At 64.4% G+C, this 23,187-nt stretch carries 20 protein-coding genes and 1 pseudogene; 14 read left to right on the top strand and 7 right to left on the bottom strand.

The annotated features are described in order from the left end of the window. Positions 1-190 precede the first annotated feature (190 nt). From AC50X5_RS10585 to uvrA, 5 genes and pseudogenes are all read right to left on the bottom strand, one after another. A pseudogene (locus AC50X5_RS10585) lies at positions 191-772 on the bottom strand (hypothetical protein); the annotation flags it as partial. A gap of 88 nt (positions 773-860) precedes the next feature. Beyond that, positions 861-2,876: an acyl-CoA dehydrogenase family protein gene (locus AC50X5_RS10590; protein WP_494976028.1), complete on the bottom strand. Its 2,016-nt coding sequence runs from the start codon at positions 2,874-2,876 to the stop codon at positions 861-863. 73 nt (positions 2,877-2,949) lie between these two features. After that, a complete protein-coding gene (locus AC50X5_RS10595; RefSeq protein ID WP_494976029.1) occupies positions 2,950-3,240 on the bottom strand; it encodes a hypothetical protein in 291 nt (96 codons plus the stop codon). Between the two features lie 242 nt (positions 3,241-3,482). Continuing rightward, on the bottom strand, positions 3,483-3,686 hold the full coding sequence (locus AC50X5_RS10600) for a hypothetical protein (protein WP_494976030.1): 204 nt from the start codon (positions 3,684-3,686) through the stop codon (positions 3,483-3,485). A 412-nt stretch (positions 3,687-4,098) separates the two neighbouring features. Beyond that, positions 4,099-6,639 carry an excinuclease ABC subunit UvrA gene (uvrA, locus tag AC50X5_RS10605; RefSeq protein ID WP_494976031.1) on the bottom strand — a complete coding sequence of 847 codons (2,541 nt, stop codon included), beginning with the start codon at positions 6,637-6,639 and terminating at the stop codon, positions 4,099-4,101. A 169-nt stretch (positions 6,640-6,808) separates the two neighbouring features. Here uvrA and AC50X5_RS10610 point away from each other — a divergent pair, with 169 nt between their 5' ends. The 3 genes from AC50X5_RS10610 to AC50X5_RS10620 are packed head-to-tail and all read left to right on the top strand — an operon-like array spanning position 6,809 to position 12,622. Next, positions 6,809-8,278, top strand: coding sequence for a DUF3375 family protein (locus AC50X5_RS10610; protein ID WP_494976032.1), 1,470 nt, complete (start codon positions 6,809-6,811; stop codon positions 8,276-8,278). Continuing rightward, complete coding sequence (locus AC50X5_RS10615) at positions 8,271-9,197, top strand: DUF4194 domain-containing protein (protein ID WP_494976033.1); 927 nt, start codon at positions 8,271-8,273, stop codon at positions 9,195-9,197. The genes AC50X5_RS10610 and AC50X5_RS10615 overlap by 8 nt, the downstream gene beginning before the upstream one ends. Further along, the gene (locus tag AC50X5_RS10620; RefSeq protein ID WP_494976034.1) at positions 9,194-12,622 is read left to right on the top strand and encodes an ATP-binding protein; all 3,429 of its coding nucleotides are present in this window, start codon (positions 9,194-9,196) and stop codon (positions 12,620-12,622) included. Before AC50X5_RS10615 ends, AC50X5_RS10620 begins: the two co-directional genes overlap by 4 nt. Positions 12,623-12,689: 67 nt before the next feature. Here the strand turns inward: AC50X5_RS10620 and AC50X5_RS10625 are convergent, their stop codons facing one another. Next, entirely contained in the window at positions 12,690-13,193 is a 504-nt protein-coding gene (locus AC50X5_RS10625; RefSeq protein ID WP_494976035.1) for an FBP domain-containing protein, read from the bottom strand. Positions 13,194-13,584: 391 nt separating this feature from the next. On the opposite strand from AC50X5_RS10625, the gene AC50X5_RS10630 reads away from it, so the two are divergent. From AC50X5_RS10630 to AC50X5_RS10655, 6 genes are all read left to right on the top strand, one after another. Beyond that, positions 13,585-14,655 (top strand): iron-siderophore ABC transporter substrate-binding protein, encoded by a 1,071-nt coding sequence (locus AC50X5_RS10630; protein WP_494976036.1) that lies wholly within the window; start codon positions 13,585-13,587, stop codon positions 14,653-14,655. Positions 14,656-14,664: 9 nt separating this feature from the next. After that, positions 14,665-15,759 carry a FecCD family ABC transporter permease gene (locus tag AC50X5_RS10635; protein WP_494976037.1) on the top strand — a complete coding sequence of 365 codons (1,095 nt, stop codon included), beginning with the start codon at positions 14,665-14,667 and terminating at the stop codon, positions 15,757-15,759. A gap of 98 nt (positions 15,760-15,857) precedes the next feature. Beyond that, positions 15,858-16,922 (top strand): FecCD family ABC transporter permease, encoded by a 1,065-nt coding sequence (locus AC50X5_RS10640; protein ID WP_494976093.1) that lies wholly within the window; start codon positions 15,858-15,860, stop codon positions 16,920-16,922. A 1-nt stretch (position 16,923) separates the two neighbouring features. Beyond that, complete coding sequence (locus AC50X5_RS10645) at positions 16,924-17,814, top strand: ABC transporter ATP-binding protein (RefSeq protein ID WP_494976038.1); 891 nt, start codon at positions 16,924-16,926, stop codon at positions 17,812-17,814. Continuing rightward, positions 17,811-18,875, top strand: coding sequence for a siderophore-interacting protein (locus AC50X5_RS10650; protein ID WP_494976039.1), 1,065 nt, complete (start codon positions 17,811-17,813; stop codon positions 18,873-18,875). Before AC50X5_RS10645 ends, AC50X5_RS10650 begins: the two co-directional genes overlap by 4 nt. Before the next feature lie 77 nt (positions 18,876-18,952). Further along, positions 18,953-19,783 (top strand): SGNH/GDSL hydrolase family protein, encoded by an 831-nt coding sequence (locus AC50X5_RS10655; RefSeq protein WP_494976040.1) that lies wholly within the window; start codon positions 18,953-18,955, stop codon positions 19,781-19,783. Positions 19,784-19,811: 28 nt separating this feature from the next. On the opposite strand, the gene AC50X5_RS10660 is transcribed toward AC50X5_RS10655, so the two are convergent. Further along, positions 19,812-20,099 (bottom strand): YciI family protein, encoded by a 288-nt coding sequence (locus AC50X5_RS10660; protein WP_494976041.1) that lies wholly within the window; start codon positions 20,097-20,099, stop codon positions 19,812-19,814. A 78-nt stretch (positions 20,100-20,177) separates the two neighbouring features. Between AC50X5_RS10660 and AC50X5_RS10665 the strand changes: the two genes are divergently transcribed. The 5 genes from AC50X5_RS10665 (at position 20,178) to rpsN (ending at position 22,479) form a co-directional block, all read left to right on the top strand. Continuing rightward, complete coding sequence (locus tag AC50X5_RS10665; RefSeq protein ID WP_494976042.1) at positions 20,178-20,654, top strand: MarR family winged helix-turn-helix transcriptional regulator; 477 nt, start codon at positions 20,178-20,180, stop codon at positions 20,652-20,654. Between the two features lie 54 nt (positions 20,655-20,708). Continuing rightward, the gene (locus AC50X5_RS10670; RefSeq protein ID WP_494976043.1) at positions 20,709-21,470 is read left to right on the top strand and encodes an SGNH/GDSL hydrolase family protein; all 762 of its coding nucleotides are present in this window, start codon (positions 20,709-20,711) and stop codon (positions 21,468-21,470) included. A 295-nt stretch (positions 21,471-21,765) separates the two neighbouring features. After that, positions 21,766-22,002, top strand: coding sequence for a 50S ribosomal protein L28 (gene rpmB, locus AC50X5_RS10675; RefSeq protein ID WP_463935512.1), 237 nt, complete (start codon positions 21,766-21,768; stop codon positions 22,000-22,002). After that, positions 22,002-22,169 (top strand): 50S ribosomal protein L33, encoded by a 168-nt coding sequence (gene rpmG / locus AC50X5_RS10680; protein WP_056737121.1) that lies wholly within the window; start codon positions 22,002-22,004, stop codon positions 22,167-22,169. Before rpmB ends, rpmG begins: the two co-directional genes overlap by 1 nt. Positions 22,170-22,173: 4 nt before the next feature. Beyond that, a complete protein-coding gene (gene rpsN, locus AC50X5_RS10685; protein WP_026266887.1) occupies positions 22,174-22,479 on the top strand; it encodes a 30S ribosomal protein S14 in 306 nt (101 codons plus the stop codon). The last annotated feature ends 708 nt before the right edge of the window (positions 22,480-23,187 follow it).

A 23,187-nucleotide genomic window follows, 5' to 3' on the forward strand; every position in this document is an offset into this window, starting at 1 on the left:
GGGTCCTGCCGTCACGGAATTCACCCTCGCCGGGTTCCGTGCGGCGGGGCTCGCCCCGGAGGGGTTCATCCCGCAGCCGGTCATCCCTTCGGTCAGCGGCCGTCAGCCTGTTTTCCTCGGCCTGACGGTCGTCCACGTAGCGGTCGTCGGAGCTGCGGTCGTCCAGGTTGCGGCCATCCTCCCGCTCGTCTTCAACATATTCCGTGTCCGTGGCGTACGCGCCTTCGAAGCCCGCGCGGTCCACGTTCCGGTGGAAACGCATGCCAGCGAGGCCGCCCAGGACTGCTCCCACCAGGGCAATCAGGGCGACGATGACCGCGGCAATAATGCCCGTCGTCGTCAGCTGTCCTTCGTTGATGGGGATGCGGGGAAAGGTGTTCAGCTCGGCGAAGATGTTGAATTGTTGCCCGGCCAGGACGCCCAGCAATGCCACGATAATCGCCATGATGATGGCCCATAGCCACACCATGACCCCCTGCCTGGCACCGTTGAACCGGGACATCCGGCCCGCTACGTAGCCGCCGCAGTAGTAGCTCACGAACAGGATCACCAGCAGGGCAGTGATGCCGGCGATTCCTACAGGTCCTCGCGTGGCTTGGTCGACGGCTTCGTTGACGTCGGTATTGGTGGACAGTCCCACGGCAGTTCCAGCGGCCGCAACGAGTGCTGTCAGGAGTACGGCCATCCCGGTCGCGGTCAGCCAGCCGAAGAAGGCCGAGCCCACCTTGATGCCGCCGAATTGTTCCTTCTCGCGGGCCACAACCGCCTGGCGGCCGCCCGGGTCTGCTGTGCTCATGCTCCCACCTAACCACCGCGTCCCATAGATAGCAAGGGTACTTATTATCTGCCGTCGGCGGGTCTCAGCTGCTTGGCCGGTACTTCCGGCGCAGGTTCGCATTCCCGGATGGACCCGGGGTGGCGTCGGCAATCCACGGGCCGGTCCCTTCGGACTGATCCAGGATTCCAGCCTCCAGCCACGTATAGTCTCCGGCCAGGACCTTCCCTGCCAGAGCGCGGTCGCCATCGTCGGTGTTGCGCCATAGCTGCTCGAAGTATCCATCAACCCGCACGCGCGCCTGCTCGCAGTACGCCTCCGCAAGCTCAAAGGCCGAGGCTCCGCGTTCCGGAGCTGTCCGCAGCAGCATCTCGGCCCGGGAGCAGCAAGCCGCCATGGCGAACAACTCCGCGCCGATGTCCACGATCCGGCCCAGGAATGCCTGCTTGAACTCCAGTTTGGCCTGCCACCGGCCCATGCCGTAGAACGTCTGCCGCGCCAGCCGTCGGGACGCCCGCTCCACGTAACGCAGCTGCTTGGCCAGCCGGCCGAACTCCGCATACGAGCGGGGATCCATGCCCGCGCCGGCCACCAGTTTGGGCAGCCAACGGGCGTAGAAACCTGAAGCGCCGACGGCGGCACGCGCCTTGTCCTGCATGCTGGCGTCAGCGGACGCGAGGTCCCCGGCGGCCGCCAGATGCGCGTCCACGGCCTCGCGGGCAATGAGCAGGCGCATGATTTCCGAGGACCCTTCGAAGATCCTGTTGATGCGCAGGTCCCGGAGCTGCTGTTCGGCAGGCACGGCGCGTTCGCCGCGGGCCCGGAGGGAATTTGCAGTTTCGTAGCCGCGGCCGCCACGGATCTGCACCAGCTCGTCCGCGACCAGGCAGCTCATTTCAGTGGACCAAAGCTTGGCCAGGGCGGCCTCTATCCGGACGTCCTTCTGGCCGGCGTCGGCCAGCTCGGCGGACAGCTCAAACACGGCGTCCAGTGCAAAGGCCGTGGCGGCGATGAAGGAGATCTTCTTGCCTACAGCCTCGTGCTTGCCCACCGGGCGTCCCCACTGGGTTCGGGCGTTGGACCACTCCCGGGCAATCTTCAGGCTCCAGCGCCCGGATGCGACGCACAGGGCGGGGATGGACAACCGGCCGGTGTTCAATGTGGTCAACGCGATCTTCAGGCCCTGGCCCTCACGCCCCAGCCGGTTTGCCGCCGGAACCCGCACCTGGTGGAAGCGGGTCACGCCGTTCTCGATCCCGCGCAAACCCATAAAGGCGTTGCGGTTTTCCACGGTAATACCGGGGGAGTCCATTTCCACCACAAACGCGGAGATTCCGCCCTTGTGCGCGGTGCCGTCGGCGTCGGTGTGGGCGGGCACCACGGCCATCATCACCACCAGCTCCGCGATCACACCGTTGGTGGTCCAGAGCTTCACGCCGTCAAGGAGATAGGCGTCGCCGTCGTCAGTGGGAACTGCGGTGGCGCTCAGACGCGCGGGGTCGCTGCCGACGTCGGGCTCTGTAAGGAGGAAAGCGGTGATGGCGCCCCCGGCGCAACGCGGCAGGTATTCCTTCTTTTGGGCGTCATTGCCGAAGACCTTCACCGGTTCCGGGACGCCGATGGACTGGTGTGCGGACAGCAGCGCGCCGAGGCTGGGGTGGACCGAGCCCAGCAAAGCCAGCGCCCGGCCGTAGTACACCAGGGACAGTCCAAGGCCGCCGTACTCCTGGGGAATTTTCATACCGAAGACGCCCAACTCGGCCAGTCCCTTGAGGTATTCGTCAGGAATCTGCGCGTCCGCTTCGATGCGCGGCCCGGACATGGTCCGGCAGAAAGCGGCGAGGCCTTCCATGAACGCTTCCCCGCGCTCAACATCCTCTGCGCGGGCCTGCGGCCAGGGGTGGATCAGCGAGAGGTCGAAATTGCCCAGGTAGAGGCCCTTGGCGAAGCTGGGCCGGTCCCAACTGGATTCCCTGGCGGCTTCCGCCACGGCGCGGGCCTGCTGCTCGGTAACCTCATGCCCCAATTCCTGGGGCGGCACAGGGGTCTCGGATGCGGGGCTGTCAGTCGGTGCTGCAGTGGAGTCAGTAGCGGAGCTCACGGGTATCTCCTCCGACCGGTTGTACCGGTACAGGCCGCGGGTCCGCCTCGGGTAGGGAACCCTCCAGCTGAGTTCATGCTACCGGTCGGTAGCTTCCCGTACCAGAGCCTGTTTGCCCGTGAATATCGGTGGGCAGCTTCACCTTGGAGCCGTGGTGGACCAGCCGGTCCCAGAGATGGTTGATGCTGTGGACCAGGGCTTTCAGGGCACCCCAGACAATGTTCCAGATCAGTTTGCACACCCCCAGCAGGACCAGGGCCACGAAGGCGGCGGCGAAGACGAAGGCGGCAAGGACCAAGGCGATGAATATCGTCGCGAGGAATACCACGGTGGCTGATTCGATTGCTGTGACATCAAACTGCATGGCTTCTCCTGCGGCAATGCCCGGAGAGTCCGGGCGAATACAACCACCCACTATTTGAGTAGCAAGAGCGTAAGGTCACGGGCGGTGCCGGGGCCAGAGTCCGACGGCGGGTTGTTGGCAATTGATGCCTGATCGGAACACTGGTGGCGCTCCGGTCACGGAATGGTTGCGTTCCAGCCGCTCAATCCGTGAAAACAGAGGCCGGCACCCAACGGGGGCCGGGCTCTTGTCCAGTGTGGAAGCTACTTGTCGTCGGCAACCCCAGCGGCAGCACGTGAGGCAACGATCGCCCGCGCAGCGAAGGTGGCACCGGCAACCAGGAGAAGCACCGCACTGAGAATGGAGTACCAGTTCCCACCCGCAGTGAAGGCTGTTATTACGCCGCAAAGAGAAAGAATAATTGCCCCCAGCGACCAAAAGAGTGTTGCTTTTTTATTTTGATCCATGGCCCCAGCCTAAGCGGCAGGAATGAACCGCGCGGTCCGTTCTTCGTTCCACGCGCCTGTTCTTTAGGCACCGGTAAAGATTTCAGCCCGGGATACTTAGCTCCGGACTTTTCTGATGCTGAACCTGCGTCGTCGCACGGAGGTGGGGCCTTTCAGGCGGATTCGGTGCCACCGCTGGTGGGCAACGGCGCCGGTGGGGTCAACGGGAGAAGCAACAGCAGGTATCTGCGACGATCCTCTCCTGCGGCGCCGCAAGCGACGGAGAGCGAATACCGTCAAAACGATCCAAGCGAAAGCCACACCGAAAACCAAGATCAACGCCGGAATCGTATCCATGGCTTAGTTTAGGCGCGAACTGACACTAGGACTACTAAATTTTTGGACGCCCCCGGTACCTTACCCGCCTCACCGGTTAGTCACCCCTTTTGAATTCCAGGGCCGCGGCCAGATAAGGAGCAGTACGGCTGTGCAGTGAACGCGCGACGTCGGCAACTGTTCCGGCTGCGACAATGCGGCCGCCCGCATCCCCGCCGGAGGGGCCCAGGTCCATGACCCAGTCTGCAGCCGCCACCACCGCCATTTCGTGTTCCACCACGATGACTGTATTCCCGCTGTCCACCAATCCGTGGAGCTGGGTCATGAGCAGCTCCACATCGGCCGGGTGCAAGCCCGTGGTGGGTTCGTCCAGAAGGTAAAGTGTGTGTCCGCGCCTGGCGCGCTGAAGCTCGGTGGCGAGCTTGATGCGCTGCGCCTCGCCGCCGGAGAGTTCGGTGGCGGGCTGCCCCAGCCTGAGATAGCCCAGTCCTACATCCCGAAGGCTTTTAAGGCTGCGGGCCGCTGCAGGAATGTCCGTCAGGAACTCTGCTGCCGCATCCACTGTCAGCCGCAGGACTTCAGCTACGTTCTTGCCCCGGTACGTTACTTCCAGGGTTTCGCCGTTATAGCGGGAACCATTGCACTCCGGGCACGGGCCGTAGCTGCCCGGCAGGAAAACCAGTTCCACTGCAACGAAACCCTCACCTTGGCAGATGTCACAGCGGCCACCGGCCACGTTGAAGGAGAACCGCCCCGCCCCGAAGCCGCGTGCCTTGGCTTCCATTGTGGCGGCGAATTCCCTGCGCACAGCGTCGAAGAGCCCGGTGTAGGTAGCGAGGTTGGACCGGGGCGTCCGCCCGATGGGCTTCTGGTCCACGGTGACCAGCCGGTCAATCCGGTCGGCGCCGCTGACCCCCCGTACTGTCAGCGGCGTGGCCGGATCCGTCTCATCCTGCTCTGCCTCCGCCGCTATCTGGTTGGCTTTCAGTCCCGAGCCCACCACCTCGCCCAGGACATGGCTCACCAGGGTGGACTTGCCTGAGCCGGACACTCCTGTCACGGCGGTGAAAACACCCAGCGGGAAGCGCGCATCGAGGTCCTTGAGATTATGCCGGCTGACTCCGGACAGCTCCAGCCAACTGTGGGGCTTCCGGGCGGTTCCCGCACGGGGTGACGCTCCACCGTCGTCGAAAAGGAAAGGGCGGGTGACGGACTCCGGGATGGCTGCCAGCCCCGCAACCGGCCCGCTGTACAGGACCTCGCCGCCGCCTTCCCCTGCCCGGGGGCCCACATCCACCAGCCAGTCCGCCCGACGTACTACGTCCATGTTGTGTTCCACGACGAAGACCGAGTTGCCGGAGGCCTTGAGCTGGTCCAGCACTGCCAGGAGCGGCTCTGCGTCGGCCGGGTGGAGGCCCGCGGAAGGCTCGTCCAGCACATAAATGACACCGAACAGCCCGGACCGGAGCTGCGTGGCGATCCTCAGCCGTTGCATCTCACCGGGAGAAAGGCTGGGGGTGGCGCGGCCCAACGCCAGGTATCCCAGTCCCAGGCTCAGGAGCACGTTGATCCGCGCCAGGAGGTCGGCCGTAATGGCCACCGCCACCTCGTTCTCCTCACCGGACTGTTGACGGCGGGACGCTGTGCCTGCCCTCTGTAAACCGGCTGTGGGCCGGATGACCTCGGCCAGTTCGGCCATGGGCATCGCGTTCAGTTCGGCGATGCTCCGGCCGGCAAAGGTCACAGCGAGAGCTTCCGTCCGAAGCCCGGTACCGTGGCAGCGCGGACAGGGACCGGACTCCATAAAAGCCAACACCCGCTCCCGCATGGGAGCACTCTGGGAGTCTGCGAGGGTGTGCAGTACGTAGCTTTTGGCGCTCCAGAACCGGCCTTTGTAGGGCTTGGCCACCCGGTCCCGTTCAGGGGTTACTTCCACAACGGGTTGTTCTTCGGTGAACAAAATCCAGTCGCGCTGTTTCTTGGGCAGCTTGCGCCAGGGCGTGTCCACGTCGTAACCGAGGTGACTGAGGATGTCGCGGAGATTCTTGCCCTGCCAGGCTCCCGGCCACGCGGCAATGGCACCTTCCCGGATGGTCAGGGTGTTGTCCGGAACCAAGGAGTCCTCGCTGACCGTGTGTGCCACGCCAAGTCCATGGCATTCCGGGCAGGCACCGGCGGCGGTATTAGGCGAAAAAGCGTCTGAATCCAACTGCTCCGTACCTGCCGGATAGGTTCCTGCCCGTGAAAACAGCATGCGCAGCGAATTGGACAGCGTGGTCACGGTACCCACAGAAGAACGGCTGCTGGGTGTTCCACGGCGTTGTTGGAGCGCGACGGCGGGTGGAAGCCCCGAGATCATCTCCACCTTGGGATTGTGGCCCTGCTGGATGAGGCGGCGGGCATAAGGCGCCACAGACTCGAAATAACGACGCTGGGCTTCTGCATAGATCGTGCCGAAGGCCAGTGAAGACTTTCCGGAACCCGAAACTCCCGTGAAAGCCACAATAGAGTCCCGCGGCACGTCCACGTCCACGTTCCGGAGGTTGTTCTCACGCGCGCCCCGCACCCGCACATAGCCATCGATCATGTGGTCGCCATGCAACCCTGCCGCGTCGTCCTTATTTGTTGCGCTTTGCATTCACTCGACTCTAGCGGGGAGGCGCGGTTTGGTCCTCGTCGCCTACGTTCGCAGTCTTCGGCAGGGGCGCCGCCCAGCCCCTGCTGCCTGCTGCGTTAACCTTGTAGTTGGCAGTTTTCCGGGCGGCGCCTGGATATCAACCCCACCAACGTTCCATAAAGGAGAGTGCGTGCCCCGCTCCGCCAGGTCTTCGGCCGATGCCATCAGCGCCCGGCTGCGAGACCTGGAATTGCTCACCAAGGGGCCGGCCTGGGCATTGACGCGATCGGCGCCGTGGGTGATCGCGGTGCTGCAGGCGTCCTTTACGCGCACCCGGCCGCAGCTTCCGCTCGAGGAGTTCCATGCCGACGTCGACTCCTTTCTGGAGCAGTTCCGGCGCGAAGACCCGACTGTGGGGATCTCCGCAAGCGGCACGCTGTCGGGCAAAAAGTACGCTGACGAGTGGACCCGGCGGCAGTTCCTCACCCGCCGCAACCAGTCCGGCCGCGTCGTCTATGAAGTTACCGAACCCGCAGCCCGTGTTCTGGCCTTCCTGGATAGCCTGTCCAGCGAACGGTCAACGCTTAACGGGTCTCGGCTGGGGACGCTGCTGGGCGACGTGGAAAAACTTGCCAACGAGACCAACCCGGACCAGAGCGCCCGGCTGGAGTCTCTGGAAGAGGAAATCGAACAGCGCCAGCAGCTCATCGAGGACATCAGCTCCGGCGAGTTCGACGGCCTGTTGGATGACGACCAAGCCGTTGAGGCCGCGGGTAACGTGTTGGACCTGGCCGCCAGCCTGCCCGCCGACTACAAGAAGATGCGGGACCGGATCGAGGAACTGGTGGGCGAGCTCCGCAACCAGATCATCGAGGAGTCCCTCAGCAAGGGCGCCACCATGGCGCAGGTGCTGGAGGCGGACAAACGGTTGCGGCAGAGTCCCGAGGGACGCACCTTCCGGTCCTTCACCGCTTTCCTGGAGGATCCGCAGCAGCAACTCCGGTTCCGGTCAGCGATCGGTGAGGTCTTGAGCCGGCAGTTCGCGGACGAGCTGACGGCCGAGGAACGCGAGACGCTGAAGAACCTGGTGGCCGAACTGCGCCAGCAGCACAGCCAGATCCAGCGCATCTACGGCAAGCTCAGCGAGAGCCTGAACACGTATGTCCAGAGCGACGATTTCCGCCAGTCCGTGCGGCTTCGCAGGGTCCTGGGCGAAGCAGAGCAGGCGATCCGGTCACTGCCCTACGAGCGCGACCGTCCCGGCCTGGTTCCCGGCCCGCTGCTGTTCAACGCCGGCTTCGAATCGCTCGCCATGGTCAAACTCTTCGACCCCGACGAGTTCGCGGTCCCTCCCCGGCTGGCCGATCCCATCGCCTTCAGCGATTCAGACAGGGTGCGCTCGCCGCGGACAGCGAAGGCGAAGCCCGACGTCGTCAGGGCGGCTCTTGCGGGCGCCGGCACCTTGGCGGAGGCGTGGGACAACCTCCCCGCCGAGGAGCGCCACATCAACACCATCCGCGCGCTCCTTTCGCACGCACTGCAGAGCGGCGCCGGCTTCGACCGCGACGCCTGGTCCGCCATCGACTTCGCGCAGATAGACGGATCCACCCGAAAGGCCTACCTGCCGGTGGTCACGCTCAAGGAAGACTCCCATGACTGAAACTCCAGCTGTAGCTCCTCCCGAGCCCACGCACGTCCGCAGCGACCCCTTCACCGTCACGCCGCGGGACACCTTTGTGGACGGCGCGGCCCTGTACCCGGGAGACACCGGGGTCCTGTCCATGAAGATCCGCCAGGCGCTGGTGCGGCTGCTGAAAGGCCCGTACGTCGACGGCGGCCGCGACGAAAAACTGTGGACCACCATCCTGGACAACCAGGTCATCCTCCGCAGCCGCCTGTCCGAGATGTTCCTCACCCTCCAACTGGACCACGAACGCAAGATCGCTGTCCTGCGCCCCGTTGACCCGGAGTCCATCGGGGCCGGCAGCCGGTCCAGCATCCTCCGCCAGCAACGCGCGCTCAGCCGCGTCGAAACGATTGTGCTGCTCCGGCTCCGCCTCCTCCTGGACCGCCACGTTACAGCCCAGACGGACCCCACTATCACCCGTGAGGAAATCACGGACCTCGTGGCGCACTACCAGCCCACCGGTCAACAGGATGCCCTCCGCGACGCGGATGTAGTCACCCGCGCCATCACCAAACTTCTGGCCCGCCAACTTCTCCTCCCCACGCCCCTGGACGACGTCTTCACGATCTCCAACGCCCTCCCGCTGGCCCTGCCGTTCGAGAACATCGGCGACATCCCCGCCCATATCGAAGCCCTGGTCAAGGTAGCCGCGGACGAATCCGGTACAGAGCCGATGCTGGAACTGGATACAGACCCGGCGGCTGAACCCGTTGATAACGAGGACGACGATAACGGCGACGACGGCGCTGCCGCCCCGGGAGTGGCTTCGGGCCTGTCGGAGCCGCGCGCTGAGCTGATCGAAGATCAGCTGCGCGGCGAAGGGGCGGCGGCGGCAGCGCCGTCGTCGTTCCCGGTCTCCCGCAGCGATACCACCGGGGAGGACGCCAAGTGAGCATCGCGACGATGCTTCCCATGGGGGAGCTGACCAACCCGGGGCAGATGCGGCTTGCGTTGGTGCAGGTGGTCAACTGGGGGACGTTCCATGGAGCCCACACCATGCATGTGGACCGGAACGGCACGCTGCTCACGGGTAACTCCGGCGTCGGTAAGTCCACGTTGTTCGACGCGATGTTGCGCGTGTTTGATGCCCGTCCGCGGTCCAATGAGGCCGCGGCGCAGCGTGCCGGCGGGGCCGTGGAGGACAAGAGGACAACGTTCACTTACATGCGCGGCAAAGTTGGCGACAAGGCTGTGGGGGAGGGCTCGGCAAGTGCCTTCCAGCGGCCCGGCGCCACCTGGTCCGCCGTCGGCCTGACATTCGACAACGCTGCGGGCACCCGCGTGACGGTATCTGCCCTCTTTGATGTGCCCAAAAACGGGACGGAGTCCAGCGTTGGCCGGTACTACCTGATCGACAACAAGCCGCTGGACCTGCAGGCCATCGAGGGCATCGCAGACAAGAGGTTCACCAGAGCGGCGCTGGAAGCGGTGTTCCCGGACGCGCAGGTATTCGATGTGCACAAGGCGTTTGCGGAGCGGTTCCGCCGGCTGCTGGGGATTAACTCGGACCAGGCGCTGCCGCTGCTTCGCGTGATCCAGGCAGGCAAGGGCCTGGGCGGCAGCGTGAACACTTTCTTCCGCGACCAGGTGCTGGATGCCCCGGCCACCCTTGCTGCCGCGGATGACGTGGTGGAGGAGTTCAGCAACCTGATGTCCATCCGGCAACGCCTTGAGGATGTCCGCCAGCAGCGCGACCAGCTGGCCCCGGTGCCGGAGCTGAATAAGGAGTATGCCCAGGCGTTGCTGGACGCGAACCGGCTCCGGGCGCTCGCCGGTGAGGAATTCGAGTCCTACCGGCAGCAGCTCGCCGTTGAGGTCCATCAGAAAACCCTTGCCCGGTTCCGGGAGATGGCGCAGGCGAAGGCCAAGGAACTCGGTGCCGAGCGCACCGTCAGGGACGCCCTTGCCAAGGAGCTGCGCCAGCTCGAAACGGACTACAACAACCAGGGCGGCAACGCGATCTCCGCGATCGAGCAGTCGCTGGAGAACGCCCGCGTGGGGTTGCGCCTCCGCCAGCAGGTGGAGGAAGCAGCCAGGAAGGCGCTCGCGGACGCCGGCCTGGAACTTGAATGGACAGGGGCCGGCTGGGAGCAGGCCCACGAGCAGGCAGCCGCCAGGTCAGCCGAGTTGAAGGGCGATTCCGAGGCCCTCAAGGAGCTCCGTTTCGAGGCCTTCGACGCCCACGCCACTAAGAAGCGCGAACTGGCCGCGGCTGAGCAGGAGCTCGTCTCCCTGAAGACGCGCACCTCGCTGCTGCCGCCGTCGAGCATTGAAAACCGGTCCGCGATCGCCGCGGCAACTGGCATCCCGGAAGAGCAGATGCCGTTCGCCGGCGAGTTGATGGACCTGGCTGACGGGCAGGAACAATGGCGGCCCGCGGCGGAGCGCGCGCTCCGGAACCTGGCCACCACGCTGCTGGTTCCGGGAGAGCATTTCGCCGCGGTGACCCGCTACCTGAACGATCACAAGGTGCGCGGGGCTCTCCGCGCCGTGGATATTTCCAAGCCCCTCCCCGGCGGTGCGCTGGCGCTTGAGGACGTGAACGACGGCGACCTCCTGACCAAGCTGGACATCCTCACCACGGGTGCGGCTGCTGACGCCGGGGAATGGATCAGGGAACGAATCGCCCTGGACTTTGCCTATCCGTGCGTCGAGGATCCGGACGAGCTGGCGGGCCTGGACAAGGGCCTGAGCCTGGGCGGGGTAGTCAAGCGGAACCGCCACACTGTGGAAAAGGACGACCGCTTCACCGGCCGCCAGGACTACGTGCTGGGCTTCGATAACGCCGCAAAGCAGGAGCTGGTAGCCGCGCAAGTGGACCAGCTGATGCGGGAACTGGGTAAGGCTGCGGAACTGGCGCAGAGCCGCGAAGAGTCCCACCAGGGCATGACCCGCCAGCTCGAGGCGCTGCGGCGGGTGGCCGAGGACCACCGGCCCTGGGAACAGGTTTCCGCTGCCGTGGCAGCAGAGGAACTCGCCCGGATCGAGCAGCGGCTTAAGGACGCGCTGGCCTCCCAGGCGGACCTCGAGCCGCTGCGCGCACGCATCGAAACCGTCCGCGAAAAGCACCAGTCCTCCACAGGCGCGGCGGCCGTCCTGCAGAGCGAGTACAAGGCGCTCGACCAGCAGCTCACGGCGACCGATGCCCTGCTGGAAGCCGCGCGTGGCCGCCTGCAGCAAGCGCCGCCGTCGGACTCCACGGTTGCCGCGCTGGAACCGTACTTCGCGGGTTTCGGCGATGTCACGGAGATGCACGAGCTGGATAACCTGGCCAACCGGGTCCGAACCACGTTGCTGGGTGAACTGCACGCTTCGGAAACCCGCGGGCAGACCACTGCGGAGCGGCTCACCAGGATCTTCGAGGCCTTTGTGCGCGAATGGGGATCAGCCATCTCGGCGGACCACGGTACGTCGATTGGCGCTGCCGGCGAGTTCGAATCGCGTTACCACGCCATCATCAGCGACGGTTTGCCAGCGCAGGAGGCCGAGTTCCGGCGTTTCTTCAACCAGCGCACGCACGAATCGTTCAGTACGCTGCTGCACCTGCTGGATGAGGAGCGCCGGTCCATCACCAGCCGCATCCTGCCCCTGAACGGCATCCTGTCGCAGGTGAACTTCCACGAGGGCAGTTACCTCGAGCTGGATATCAAGCAGACCATGCCGGCCACTGCCAAGCAGTTCAAGGACGCCATCCAGAATGCGCTCAAGGCCCGGCATGTCCGTCCCGGCAAGGCAGAAACGACTGACGAGGACGCTGCGCTCACCCTCCGGTACAAGTCCCTTGAATCGCTGGTGAAGAGGCTCAGCTCGCAGTCGCCGGAGGACCGGCGATGGCGGGCAGAAGTGCTGGACGTCCGCGGCCACGTGTTTATCCAGTGCAAGGAGCACCGGGAGGTTGCCGGTAAGGATCGCACTGACGTGTTTATGCATGCGGACACCGGCTCCATGTCCGGCGGCGAGCGGCAGCGGTTCACGGCCTTCATCATGGCCGCGGCTCTGAGCTACCAGCTGGGTATCGCGGACCAGGGATTCACCACCTACGGCACGGTCATGATGGATGAGGCGTTTGTGCTGGCCTCGGAGGAATTCGCCGGTGCCGGGATCAAGGCGCTGCACGAGTTCGGTTTCCAGTTGCTGCTGGCTGCCCCGGAAAACGTCATCGACCTGTCACGCCACCTGGGTTCCGTCACCGAAATCCTTCGGGACAAGCGCACTAACCGCTCAGGGGTGCTGACCGCTCCGGTGATCACGCCGCCGTCGAAGGTTGGCGCGCCCTGGCGCTCCGAAGCCAACCCGGTGGACATCGTCCTGAGGTAGGGGTCCAACGGGAGAACTTGCGGCCGGTCCAAAACCAAAAGACCGGCCGCAAGTTCCCGTCGTGTGCCTACCGGGTGACGCCGTCGCGCACGCGGTCCAGGAACTTTGCCGTCCGCGACTCGAGGGCGGCAATCTGTCGAAGCACGACGGCGGCCGGGTCCGGGTTGATCTCATTGGCGGGCGGTTCCTTGCGGACGTTGGCGCTGCAACCGAAATCGGCACAGATCAGCGTCCCCACGGTGTTGCCGTCGCGGCCGGACTGCCCGGCCCGCTTGGCTACCCACAGGTAGACGTCGTCCTTGGAGAACACGTCCCGGCACAGTTCGCAGAGCACCACGCGCTTCTTTCCCGAGCCACCCTCGGGTGCGCGCAGCATGATCCCGGCCAGCTTGCCCTGGTGCGGAACCACCAGGTACCCGCGCTGGGGCATCTTTTCGTCACGCCATCCGAGGAAATCCAAGTCATCCCAGTTGAGGGTCTCGAAATCGCGGGGAAGGGTGAGTTTTGCGGCCTCGGATCGGCTGGCGTTCACAAAGGAGGACCTGATTTGTTGTTGGCTGATTTTCTGCATGGCAAAGCTTCTTTCAAAGTGGTCGACGTCCGCGTGCACGAGGGGCGCGCGGAATGGCAGGGGGCACGTCGGATCGCCCGGCTGAAAGGCGCGCGGAAAAGGAGGTTTCCGCTTAGGCAAATTCCGACGTAAGGGTGAGTGCAAAGCAGGCCATATCGGCCACCTCGCCAACCATGGCAGCGGCAACTGCAACAGTGCGCATGCTCATCCCCTCGTCGTAGCTTTTTGGAAGCGGTAGTCCGCTGTCGATAATCCTCCCAAAATTCCCACCAAGCTGTCCACATGAGGCATCCGAGGTGGTCAAAGGATTAGGTGACGGGAACGTTTCTTAATTCGACCGAGGGTAGGCTAGCCTTACTTGGGTTCGCACACTTTTCGTCAAAGGATTCACGTGGCTTCCCAATTTCCCCGCCGTGCCCTGCTCAAGACCGCAGGGCCCGCAACTGCCGTTCTGGCCGCCGTCGCTCTTTCCCTCAGTGGTTGCTCCACCGGCCCCGCAGCGTCAACAGATCCCAACAGCACGGCTGCAGCCAGTGGTCAGTTCCCCGTGACCATCGAGCACGTTTACGGTGCGACCACCATTGAAAAGCAGCCCACCCGCGTAGCCACCGTTTCCTGGGTCAATGACGACATCGCCATCGCCCTGGGCGTGGTTCCCGTCGGAATGCCCAAGACCGAGTGGGGCGCCAACGAGCAGGGCTCCACCCCCTGGAAGGACGCAGCGCTGGAGGAGCTTGGCGCCGGCATCGGCACCGACAAGGCTCCCGCGATGTACTCCGAGGCCGACGGCATCAACTTCACCGAGATTGCCAAGCTCACCCCGGACGTTATTCTCGCCGCCTACTCGGGCCTCAAAGAGGAGGATTACAAGAAGCTCTCCGAAATCGCCCCCGTGGTGGCCTACCCGGAGCTCGCCTACGGAACGCCGTGGCAGGATTCAACCGCCATGATCGGCAAGGCCCTGGGCAAGGAAGCCGAAGCCACCAAACTGATCGCGGACACCGAGTCCCTCATCAAGGAGAAGGTCGCCGAGTACCCGCAGATTGAGGGCAAGACCTTCATTTACGGCAACCTGGAACCCGCGTCGGCTGAAGGCCTCAACGTCTACACCGCCAATGACAACCGCCCCCGCTTCCTTAGCGGCATCGGCATGAAGCTCGCCCCGGCTGTGGAGGAACTGTCCAAGGGCTCCTCCGAGTTCTACCTCCCGTGGTCCCTGGAAAAGGCCAACGAGCTGGAATCGGACATCTTCGTGACCTGGGTTGCGGACACCGCCACCCGGGACAGCATCCTGGCAGACCCGCTGCTGAGCCAGATCCCGGCGCTCAAGAACGGCGCATTGGTTGCCGATTCGAACAACACCCTGACCCTGTCCATCTCCGCCGCATCGCCGCTGAGCCTGCCGTGGTCCCTTGACCAGTTCCTCCCGCAGCTCGGCGCAGCCGCGGACAAGGTGAAGTAAGAACCCACCATGACCCAAAGTACGACGACGGCACTCATCGAGGGGCGGGACAATGCCGCTTTGGCTTCGGCCAAGCGGCAGGACCCCGCCACCCGATCCTGGCAGCGCACCCCGGCGGGACGTTCCGCCTGGCTGCTGGGCGCCGTCGTCGTACTCGCGTTGATCACCGCGCTCTCGCTTGCCGTGGGCGCGCGGGGGATTCCGCTGGACACCGTCTGGCAGGCCATCACCCAGTTCGATCCCGCCAACGGCGATCACGCCGTGGTGCAGGCCCGGATTCCGCGGACGGTCCTGGCGCTGCTGGTGGGCTGCGCCCTGGGGCTGGCCGGCGCGGCGATGCAAGGCGTTGCCCGCAACCCGCTTGCCGACCCCGGCATTATGGGCGTCAACGCCGGCGCGGCGCTGGCCGTCGTCACAGGCATCTACGTTTTTGGCATCTCGGCACTGTCCGGGTACATCTGGTTCGCCTTCGCCGGTGCCGCCGTTGCCGCCGTCGTGGTGTACCTGGTGGCATCCCTTGGCAGGGAAGGCGCGACGCCGGTCAAGCTCGCGTTGGCGGGAGCAGCCCTTAACGCCGGCCTTTTCTCGCTGATGAACGTCATCCTGGTGTCCAGCCAGGACACCTACGACCGCTTCCGCTTCTGGCAGGTAGGCGGCGTGGCCGGCCGGGACTGGTCAGTGGTGCTGTCCGGGTTGCCGTTCCTGGCAGCCGGCGTGGTCATCGTCTTGTTTTCCGGCCGCATCCTGAACAGCCTGGCCCTGGGCGACGATGTCGCCCGTGGGCTTGGTCAGCGCGTCGGCCTTGCCCGCGCCGTCAACGCCCTGGGAATCGTGCTGCTGTGCGGCACCGCCACGGCGCTGGCCGGGCCCATTGGCTTCGTCGGGCTGGTGATTCCGCATGCCGTCCGCATGCTGACAGGCCCGGACTACCGTTGGATCCTGCCGTTCTCCGCCGTGCTGGCGCCAGCGCTGCTGCTCGGAGCGGACATCATCGGCCGTGTGGTGTTGCTCCCCGGCGAAGTTCCCGCAGGCATCATGACAGCTTTGGTGGGCGCACCGGTTTTCGTCTGGCTGATCCGCCGCGGGAAGGGAGCCGGACTGTGACAACTTCCAGCACCACCGCCACCCCAAACGCCGCCGATGCGGCACCCAACGGCATTCCCGCCGTCGAACACCCCCGCGAAGTGCCATCCCGTGGACAGCTGCCCGGGAAAAAGAGCCGCGGAAAGAGCCGCCGTCTTGCCTTCAACCGTACCGCCCTGCTGGGCACCGGCGTCGTGGTGCTGTTCTTCGCCAGCGTCCTGCTGGGCAGCTACACCGTGACCATCCCGGACTTCTTCAAAATCGTGATCGCAGACCTGACCGACGGTCCCAAGATCCCCGGCGCCAGCTTCATCGTGATGGAAAACAAGCTGCCGCGTGCCGTTGTCGGCACCATGATCGGGGTGGCATTCGGGCTGGCCGGTGCCCTGTTCCAGACCATGTTGCGCAACCCGCTGGCAAGCCCGGACGTTATTGGCATTACTTCAGGTGCCAGCGCGTCTGCTGTCCTGGCCATTGTGGTGTTTGGCGCCAGCGGTGCCAGTGTGTCGTGGGCGGCACTGATCGGAGCGCTCGCAGTGGCGGGCTTCATCTACTTCATCAGCCGTAGCGGCTCGCTGGGGTCCGGCGGCGGCAAGGGCGGCACCGCTGCCGGAAACCGCCTGATCCTGGCCGGGATTGGCATCGCCGCAGCACTGCAGGCCCTGGTCAGCTTCCTGATGACGCGGACAGACATCCGCACCGCCGCAGAGGCGTTGATCTGGATCAACGGCTCCCTGAATTCCGCCAGCTGGGACCGGGCAAGCGTCCTTGCGCTGGCGTTGATCATCCTGGTGCCGCTGGTGTCGGTGCTCGCCGTGGCGCTGCGCATCCTTGAGCTCGGTGACGACACCGCCGCCGGCCTTGGTATCCGCGTCGCCTTCACCCGGCTGGCAGTCGTTGTAGTAGCGGTTTCGCTGGCGGCGGTGGCGACGGCGGCAGCCGGCCCGGTTGCCTTCGTCGCCTTCCTTGCCGGTCCCATTGCCCGCCGCTTTACCGGCAAAGCCAGCCTTCCGGCGTCGGCCTTCGTCGGTGCCCTGATTGTCCTGGCGGCTGATTTCTTTGCCGTCAACGTTGCACCTCTGCTCCTGGATGGCACCGTGCTCCCGGTGGGCGTTATTACCGGCGCGCTCGGTGCCCCGTTCCTGCTGTGGCTCCTGGTCACGGCCAACCGAAAGGATGCCTGAGATGGCGTTGCTGAACGCGCAAGACCTGACGCTGCAATATGACCAGCGCTGCATCGTGGATAGTCTCACCGCCACCATCCCGGAGGGCAAGGTGACCATGATCGTCGGGGCGAACGCCTGCGGCAAGTCCACGCTGCTGCGCGGCCTGTCCCGGTTGCTGAAGCCTGCCGGCGGCAGCGTGACGCTGGATGGCAAGGACATCCACAGCCGTCCGGTCAAGGAACTGGCCCGCATCCTGGGCCTGCTGCCGCAGCACCCCACGGCTCCGGACGGCATCACCGTGCAGGATCTGGTGGGCCGTGGCCGCTACCCGCACCAGGGTTTCTTCCGGAGTTCCAGCGCCGAGGACGAACGCGCCGTGCAGCACGCCATGGAAGTCACCGACACTTTGCAGCTGGCGGACCGTAATGTGGATGAACTCTCCGGCGGCCAGCGCCAGCGGGTGTGGATCGCAATGGCCCTGGCGCAGGAAACCGAGGTGCTGCTGCTCGACGAGCCCACCACCTACCTGGACTTGGCCCACCAGGTGGAGGTCCTGGACCTGGTTACGGACCTGAACCGCCGCCGCGGCACCACAGTTGCGATTGTGCTGCACGATCTCAACCTGGCCGCACGCTATGCGGACCACGTTATTGCCATGAAGGGCGGCGCGATCGTGGCCGAAGGCAATTCCACCGAGGTAATCACCGAGGCGCTGGTCCGTGACGTCTTCGGGCTGGAGTCAAGGGTGGTCCCGGATCCGATCTCAGGTACCCCCTTGATTGTCCCCATCGGCCGGCATCACTCACCGGTACAAGCCGTGACGGATGCCCACACCGCGTCCACGGAACCGGCGTCAACGGCGGCCGCCCACCCAAAAGCACTGACCACAACCCTGGAGATGGCCTCATGAACAGCGCAAACGGCACCCCAACCGCCACGGCCGTCGGTACGAAAACTGAACCGATGACGCTCGCGTTCGACGTCACCGTCTCCTCCGTGCAACAGCTGAGCCCCACCTTCCGCCGCGTCACCCTGGGAGGCTATTCGCTGCGTGACTTCGGCGTTCGCGGCGACACCTTGGACCTGCGCATCAAGCTGATGATTCCCTCGCTGGCTGAGGACGGAACGCAAATCCCGCTTCCTGCTTTCAATATGGAAAAAGCAGGCTGGTACCAGGAATGGCTCGCCATGGACCCTACCCTGCGGGGGTCGATGCGCACCTATACAGTCCGGGAGTCCCGGCTGGACAGCGTCTATCCGGAGATCGACGTCGACTTCGTCATGCACTTCGATAAGGATGGCAACGGCGGCCCCGCAGCCAACTGGGCGCAGGCCGCCAAGCCCGGCGACGCCATCACTGTGATCGGGCCGAACAACCGGGCCGCCCACTGCTTCACCGCCGAGATTTACTCGGGCATCGAATGGCGTCCGGGCATGGCCCAGCGAGTCCTGCTGGCCGGCGACGAAACCGCCATCCCGGCCATCTCCGCCATTCTGGAGAGCCTGCCGTCCTACATGACCGGCCATGCCTTCCTTGAGGTGCCCGAGGCCGGAGATTTCCTGGAGCTCAAGTCCGCCGCCGACGTCGAAATCACCTGGCTGGCCCGCGGCGCCTCGATCGGCCGTTCACGCCCGCACGGCGAGCTCCTGCAGGAAGCGGTCCGCAACGCCGTGCCGGTGCCGGGCTGGGTGGGAATCAAGTCCGACGACGGCGGAGCGGGCCCCGAGCCCGAGGACGTCAACGTGGATGAGGAGATCCTCTGGGAGACTCCTGCCCGCATGGAAACCGCTGCGATCGCGGCAACCAAGAACCCGGACATGCCGGCCGGCGCCATGCCGTTCTATGCCTGGATTGCCGGCGAAGCAGCCGTCATCAAGGACATGCGCCGCTATCTGGTGCGCGATGTGGGCATCGACCGCAAGCAGGTGGCGTTTATGGGGTACTGGCGCCAGGGTAAATCTGAAGGCTGACCCTCCCGCGGGCCATGTCGCCTGATGTTCATCCGGCCTTTCCCGCCCCGCATGCTTGTGTAGCTAAGGTGGGCCGGGTGCATGGCATTCCTGAGCTTCCTACCGGCGGGCGGCGCGTGTACGTCGCCCTGGGAGATTCCTTTACCGAAGGCGTGGGAGACAACTCGCGCCGGCTGCCCAACGGAGTCAGGGGCTGGGCCGACAGGGTTGCCGAGAAGCTGGCCAAGGCGAACCCCGGCTGGGAGTACGCCAACCTGGCTATCCGCAGCAAGCGGCTGCGCCACGTAGTGGCCGAACAACTGGAACCCGCGCTGGCCATGGAGCCGGCCCTCATCACGCTCTACGCCGGCGGTAATGACATCCTTGATTTCGGCACTGACATCAACGCGCTCCTGGCGGAATATGAGGATCTGGTGGCCAAGCTCAGTGCCACGGGGGCGGTCCTGGTCCTGTTCACCGGTTTTGACGTGAAGGTCTCGGCCGTCCTTGAACCGCTCAAGAAGCGCAACGCCATCTACAACCAGCGCGTCCGCGAGCTGGCAGACAGGTATAACGCTGTGCTGGTGGACTTCTGGTGTTTTGAGGCCTATCACGATCCGCGCATGTGGGCTCCGGACCGGCTCCACATGTCCAAAGCGGGCCACAAGTATATGGCGGCCCAGGTCCTGGACCACTTGGGGGTCCCGCACAAAATAACGCCAAAGGACTGGGGGCCGCCGGACAGGATGACCCTCCGGGACTGGGAACGCCGGCAGCGTCGTTGGATGAAAGACTGGGTGCTGCCGCTTTTCAGCCGGAAGCTCCGGGGAATCACGCTGGGCGATGCCCTGCAGCCGCGCTGGCCGGAGCCGGTCAGGGTGCCGGCGAAAGGCGGGCTGAAGAAGCTGGCCGACGAGCTCGTGCCCTGAGGCTTCCAGTTAGCAACCCCGCGGGAAGCTACTCATCCAGCAGGTTTTCAAATCCTTCAGCCACCCGGCTGGCGTGGAATGCGGTGACCTCGAATTCGGCCACGCCGTTGATATAAAAGGGGTCCTGCGCCAGGGAGTTGTCGAGTTCTTCGCGGCTGGCCCGGGACAACAACATCCCGCCGGTGCGTGGAACCTTGCGTCCGGCGGCAACGAACAGGCCGTCGTCGAAGGCCTTCTGCAGCCATTCGATGTGGGCGTCGAGGTGGAAATCCACTATGTCCTGGGGCACTTTGTAGGTCAGGGAGACTACATACATGCGGCTCAGACTACCGCGAAGGTATAACAGGACCGTTCAGTTGAACAGTCAAGCATCCAATGCTCCTAGAATGGAGGGATGACTGAACCACGGTGGCTGAATCCTGATGAGAGACGCGCGTGGCTGGCGCTGCTGAGCATCAACACCATGCTGCCGGCAGCCCTGGACAACCACCTGCATGCTGCGGGAAAGGTCTCGCTCTTCGATTACAACGTGATGGCCATGTTGTCCGAGGCGGAAGGCCGCTTCCTCCCCATGAGTGCCCTGGCGGGCCGTACCAGCGCTTCCCTCTCGCGCTTGTCCCACGTGGTCACCAAGCTGGAGAAGCGCGGATGGTTGGAGCGCCGGCCGCATCCCGGTGATGCCCGCGTCACCACCGCGCACCTCACCGATGAGGGCTTTTCCCGGCTGGTCGAACTGGCCCCGGGCCACGTTGAGTCGGTGCGGAACAAGTTCCTGGACGCCTTGTCCCAGGAGGACGTTGCTGATCTCGCCAGAATCGGCGAAAAGATCGTGGCCAAGCTCGACGCCGACCATTGGATCCTGCGCAACTGACGGCAGGCGGGGGAGCGTCCTGTTGGGCTCCCGGCGCGTGGCAGACTCGGAGCTATGGAATTTACCTCCCGCTATGTGGCCCTTGGCGACTCCTTCACTGAGGGCGTCGGTGACGACAATCCCAACCGCCCCAATGGTGTCCGCGGCTGGGCCGATCGGGTTGCTGAGCAGTTGGGGGCCGCGGATCCGGGATTTGGCTATGCGAACCTGGCGATCCGGGGACGGAAACTGCGGCAGATCATCGGCGAACAGGTAAGTGCCGCCGTCGAGCTCAATCCCACCCTGGTGAGCATCTACGCCGGTGCGAATGACATCCTCCGGCCGCGCATCGACATTGATGACCTGCTGGTGGAGTATGACGACGCCGTTGGCCGCCTGACTGCCACCGGAGCCACCGTGGTGATGTTCACCGGTTTTGACGCCCGCGGCTCGAAGGTCTTCAGCACCATGCGCGGCCGGACCGCCATCTACAACGAACTGGTGCGCGGCATCGCGGGCGATCACGGTGCGCTGCTGGTGGACTACTGGCGCTTCAACGAGTACTACGACTGGGGCATGTGGGCCCAGGACCGGATGCACATGTCCGCTGCCGGGCACGCAAACATGGCCAAAAGGGTGCTGACGGTGCTGGAGCATGATCACTCCATAGAAGTCCCGCCCATGACACCCGTACCCCAGCTTGGCCCGCTCGAGACAGTGCGCGCCAATGCCCGCTGGGCGCGTGAGTTCGCGGGGCCGTGGGTCATGCGGCGGCTGACCGGCACGTCCTCGGGCGACGGCCTCCAGCCCAGGTACCCGCACCTGACACGGCTGTAGCGGGTTCAACCTGGCCGTCCTGCGCCGGTTTAGCCCTGACGGGGCGGCCGCCCTTATACACCTTCGCGGCCCGGATTGGTCTTTAATTGCGCGAACTCGTAGACTTGACAAGCGCTAAGTGCGCGGAGCGTGCGCAATTGCTCCGGTTGCCCGGTATTTTCTCCAGGGTGGCCGGTAGTTAGGGGCTCAAGTTGCGTGACTAACCGTTCGCCCTGATTCACTTTTGGGTCGCTCTTAGCTGCATGATCCAGCAGCAGATATGCGGATCATTACATTCAATTTTTGAGGAGAAGTCATGGCAGCACACTGCCAAGTGACCGGAGCCGAGCCGGGCTTTGGGCACAGCATTTCGCACTCGCACCGCCGCAACAAGCGTCGGTTCGATCCGAACATCCAGAAGAAGCGCTACTGGGTTCCGTCCCTGCGCCGTAATGTCACCCTGCAGCTGTCTGCAAAGGGCATTAAGACCATCGACGTCCGCGGCATCGACGCAGTCGTCGCCAGCATTCTTGCTCGTGGGGTGAAGCTCTAATGGCTAAAGACAAGGACGTACGTCCGATCATTAAGCTGAAGTCCACCGCGGGAACCGGTTACACCTACGTAACCCGCAAGAACCGTCGTAACGACCCGGACCGTATGGTCCTGCGTAAGTACGATCCCAAGATCCGCCAGCACGTCGAATTCCGAGAGGAGCGCTAAGCATATGGCTAAGAAGTCAATGATCGCTAAGAATGAACAGCGTAAAGTCATCGTAGAGCGCTACGCTGCCAAGCGCCTCGAGCTGAAGAAGGCTCTGGTAGACCCCAACTCCACCGACGAAGTCCGTGAAGCTGCACGCCTCGGCCTGCAGAAGCTTCCGCGTAACGCCTCGCCGGTACGCCTGCGCAACCGCGACATCATCGATGGCCGCCCGCGCGGTACCTTCCAGAAGTTCGGTATCTCCCGTGTCCGCTTCCGCGACATGGCACACCGTGGCGAGCTCCCGGGTATCACCAAGTCTTCCTGGTAATCCGTTTCTGCTGATTCCAGCTGCTTGAAAAGGGCCGGCAACCGTTTGGTTGCCGGCCCTTTTGCGTCCCCGGCGCTCGGGGCGCAACCGGTGATCGAGCCACTTTGGTTGTCGAGCTTGTCCGGTGGTCGAGCACCATCGGCGATCGAGCCACTTTGGTTGTCGAGCTTGTCCGGTGGTCGAGCACCACCGGTGATCGAGCCACTTTGGTTGTCGAGCTTGTCCGGTGGTCGAGCACCACCGGCGATCGAGCCTGTCGAGATCCGCCCATGTGCTGCAGCCCACAGGGCTGAATGCACGACGCCGGTACTCGGTTTTGGCGGTTTCGAACCCCCTGGCGCCGAAGATTCCGCGCCATTGCGGGGGTTTGGGGGTTGTGGGTGTGGGTGGTGGTTGATTTGCGGTGGGGGTTGGGTGGGTGTATTGTTTTTTGAGTCGCCGCCGCTGATGCGGGAAAATAGCGACCGACCCCCTTGTTCAAATGGCCTGGAAATGGCGCGCTTTTTGGTGTGCTTGTTGTGGGTGGGGCTGGTGGTGTGGGGCTTTGTGTGGCTGGTTCGCTGGTTTGCAAAGCTTCGCAGGATCGGGTAAGTTTGAAAAGTTGCTCCGGAGCGATCCACGGCTGAGATGTTGTGGTGGTGCCGGGTGTGTCTGTTGTTTGAGAACTCAATAGTGTGCCAAGTTTATTGATACCGATTTATTTATATG

The sequence above is a fragment of the Pseudarthrobacter sp. MDT1-40-2 genome (assembly GCF_059383595.1).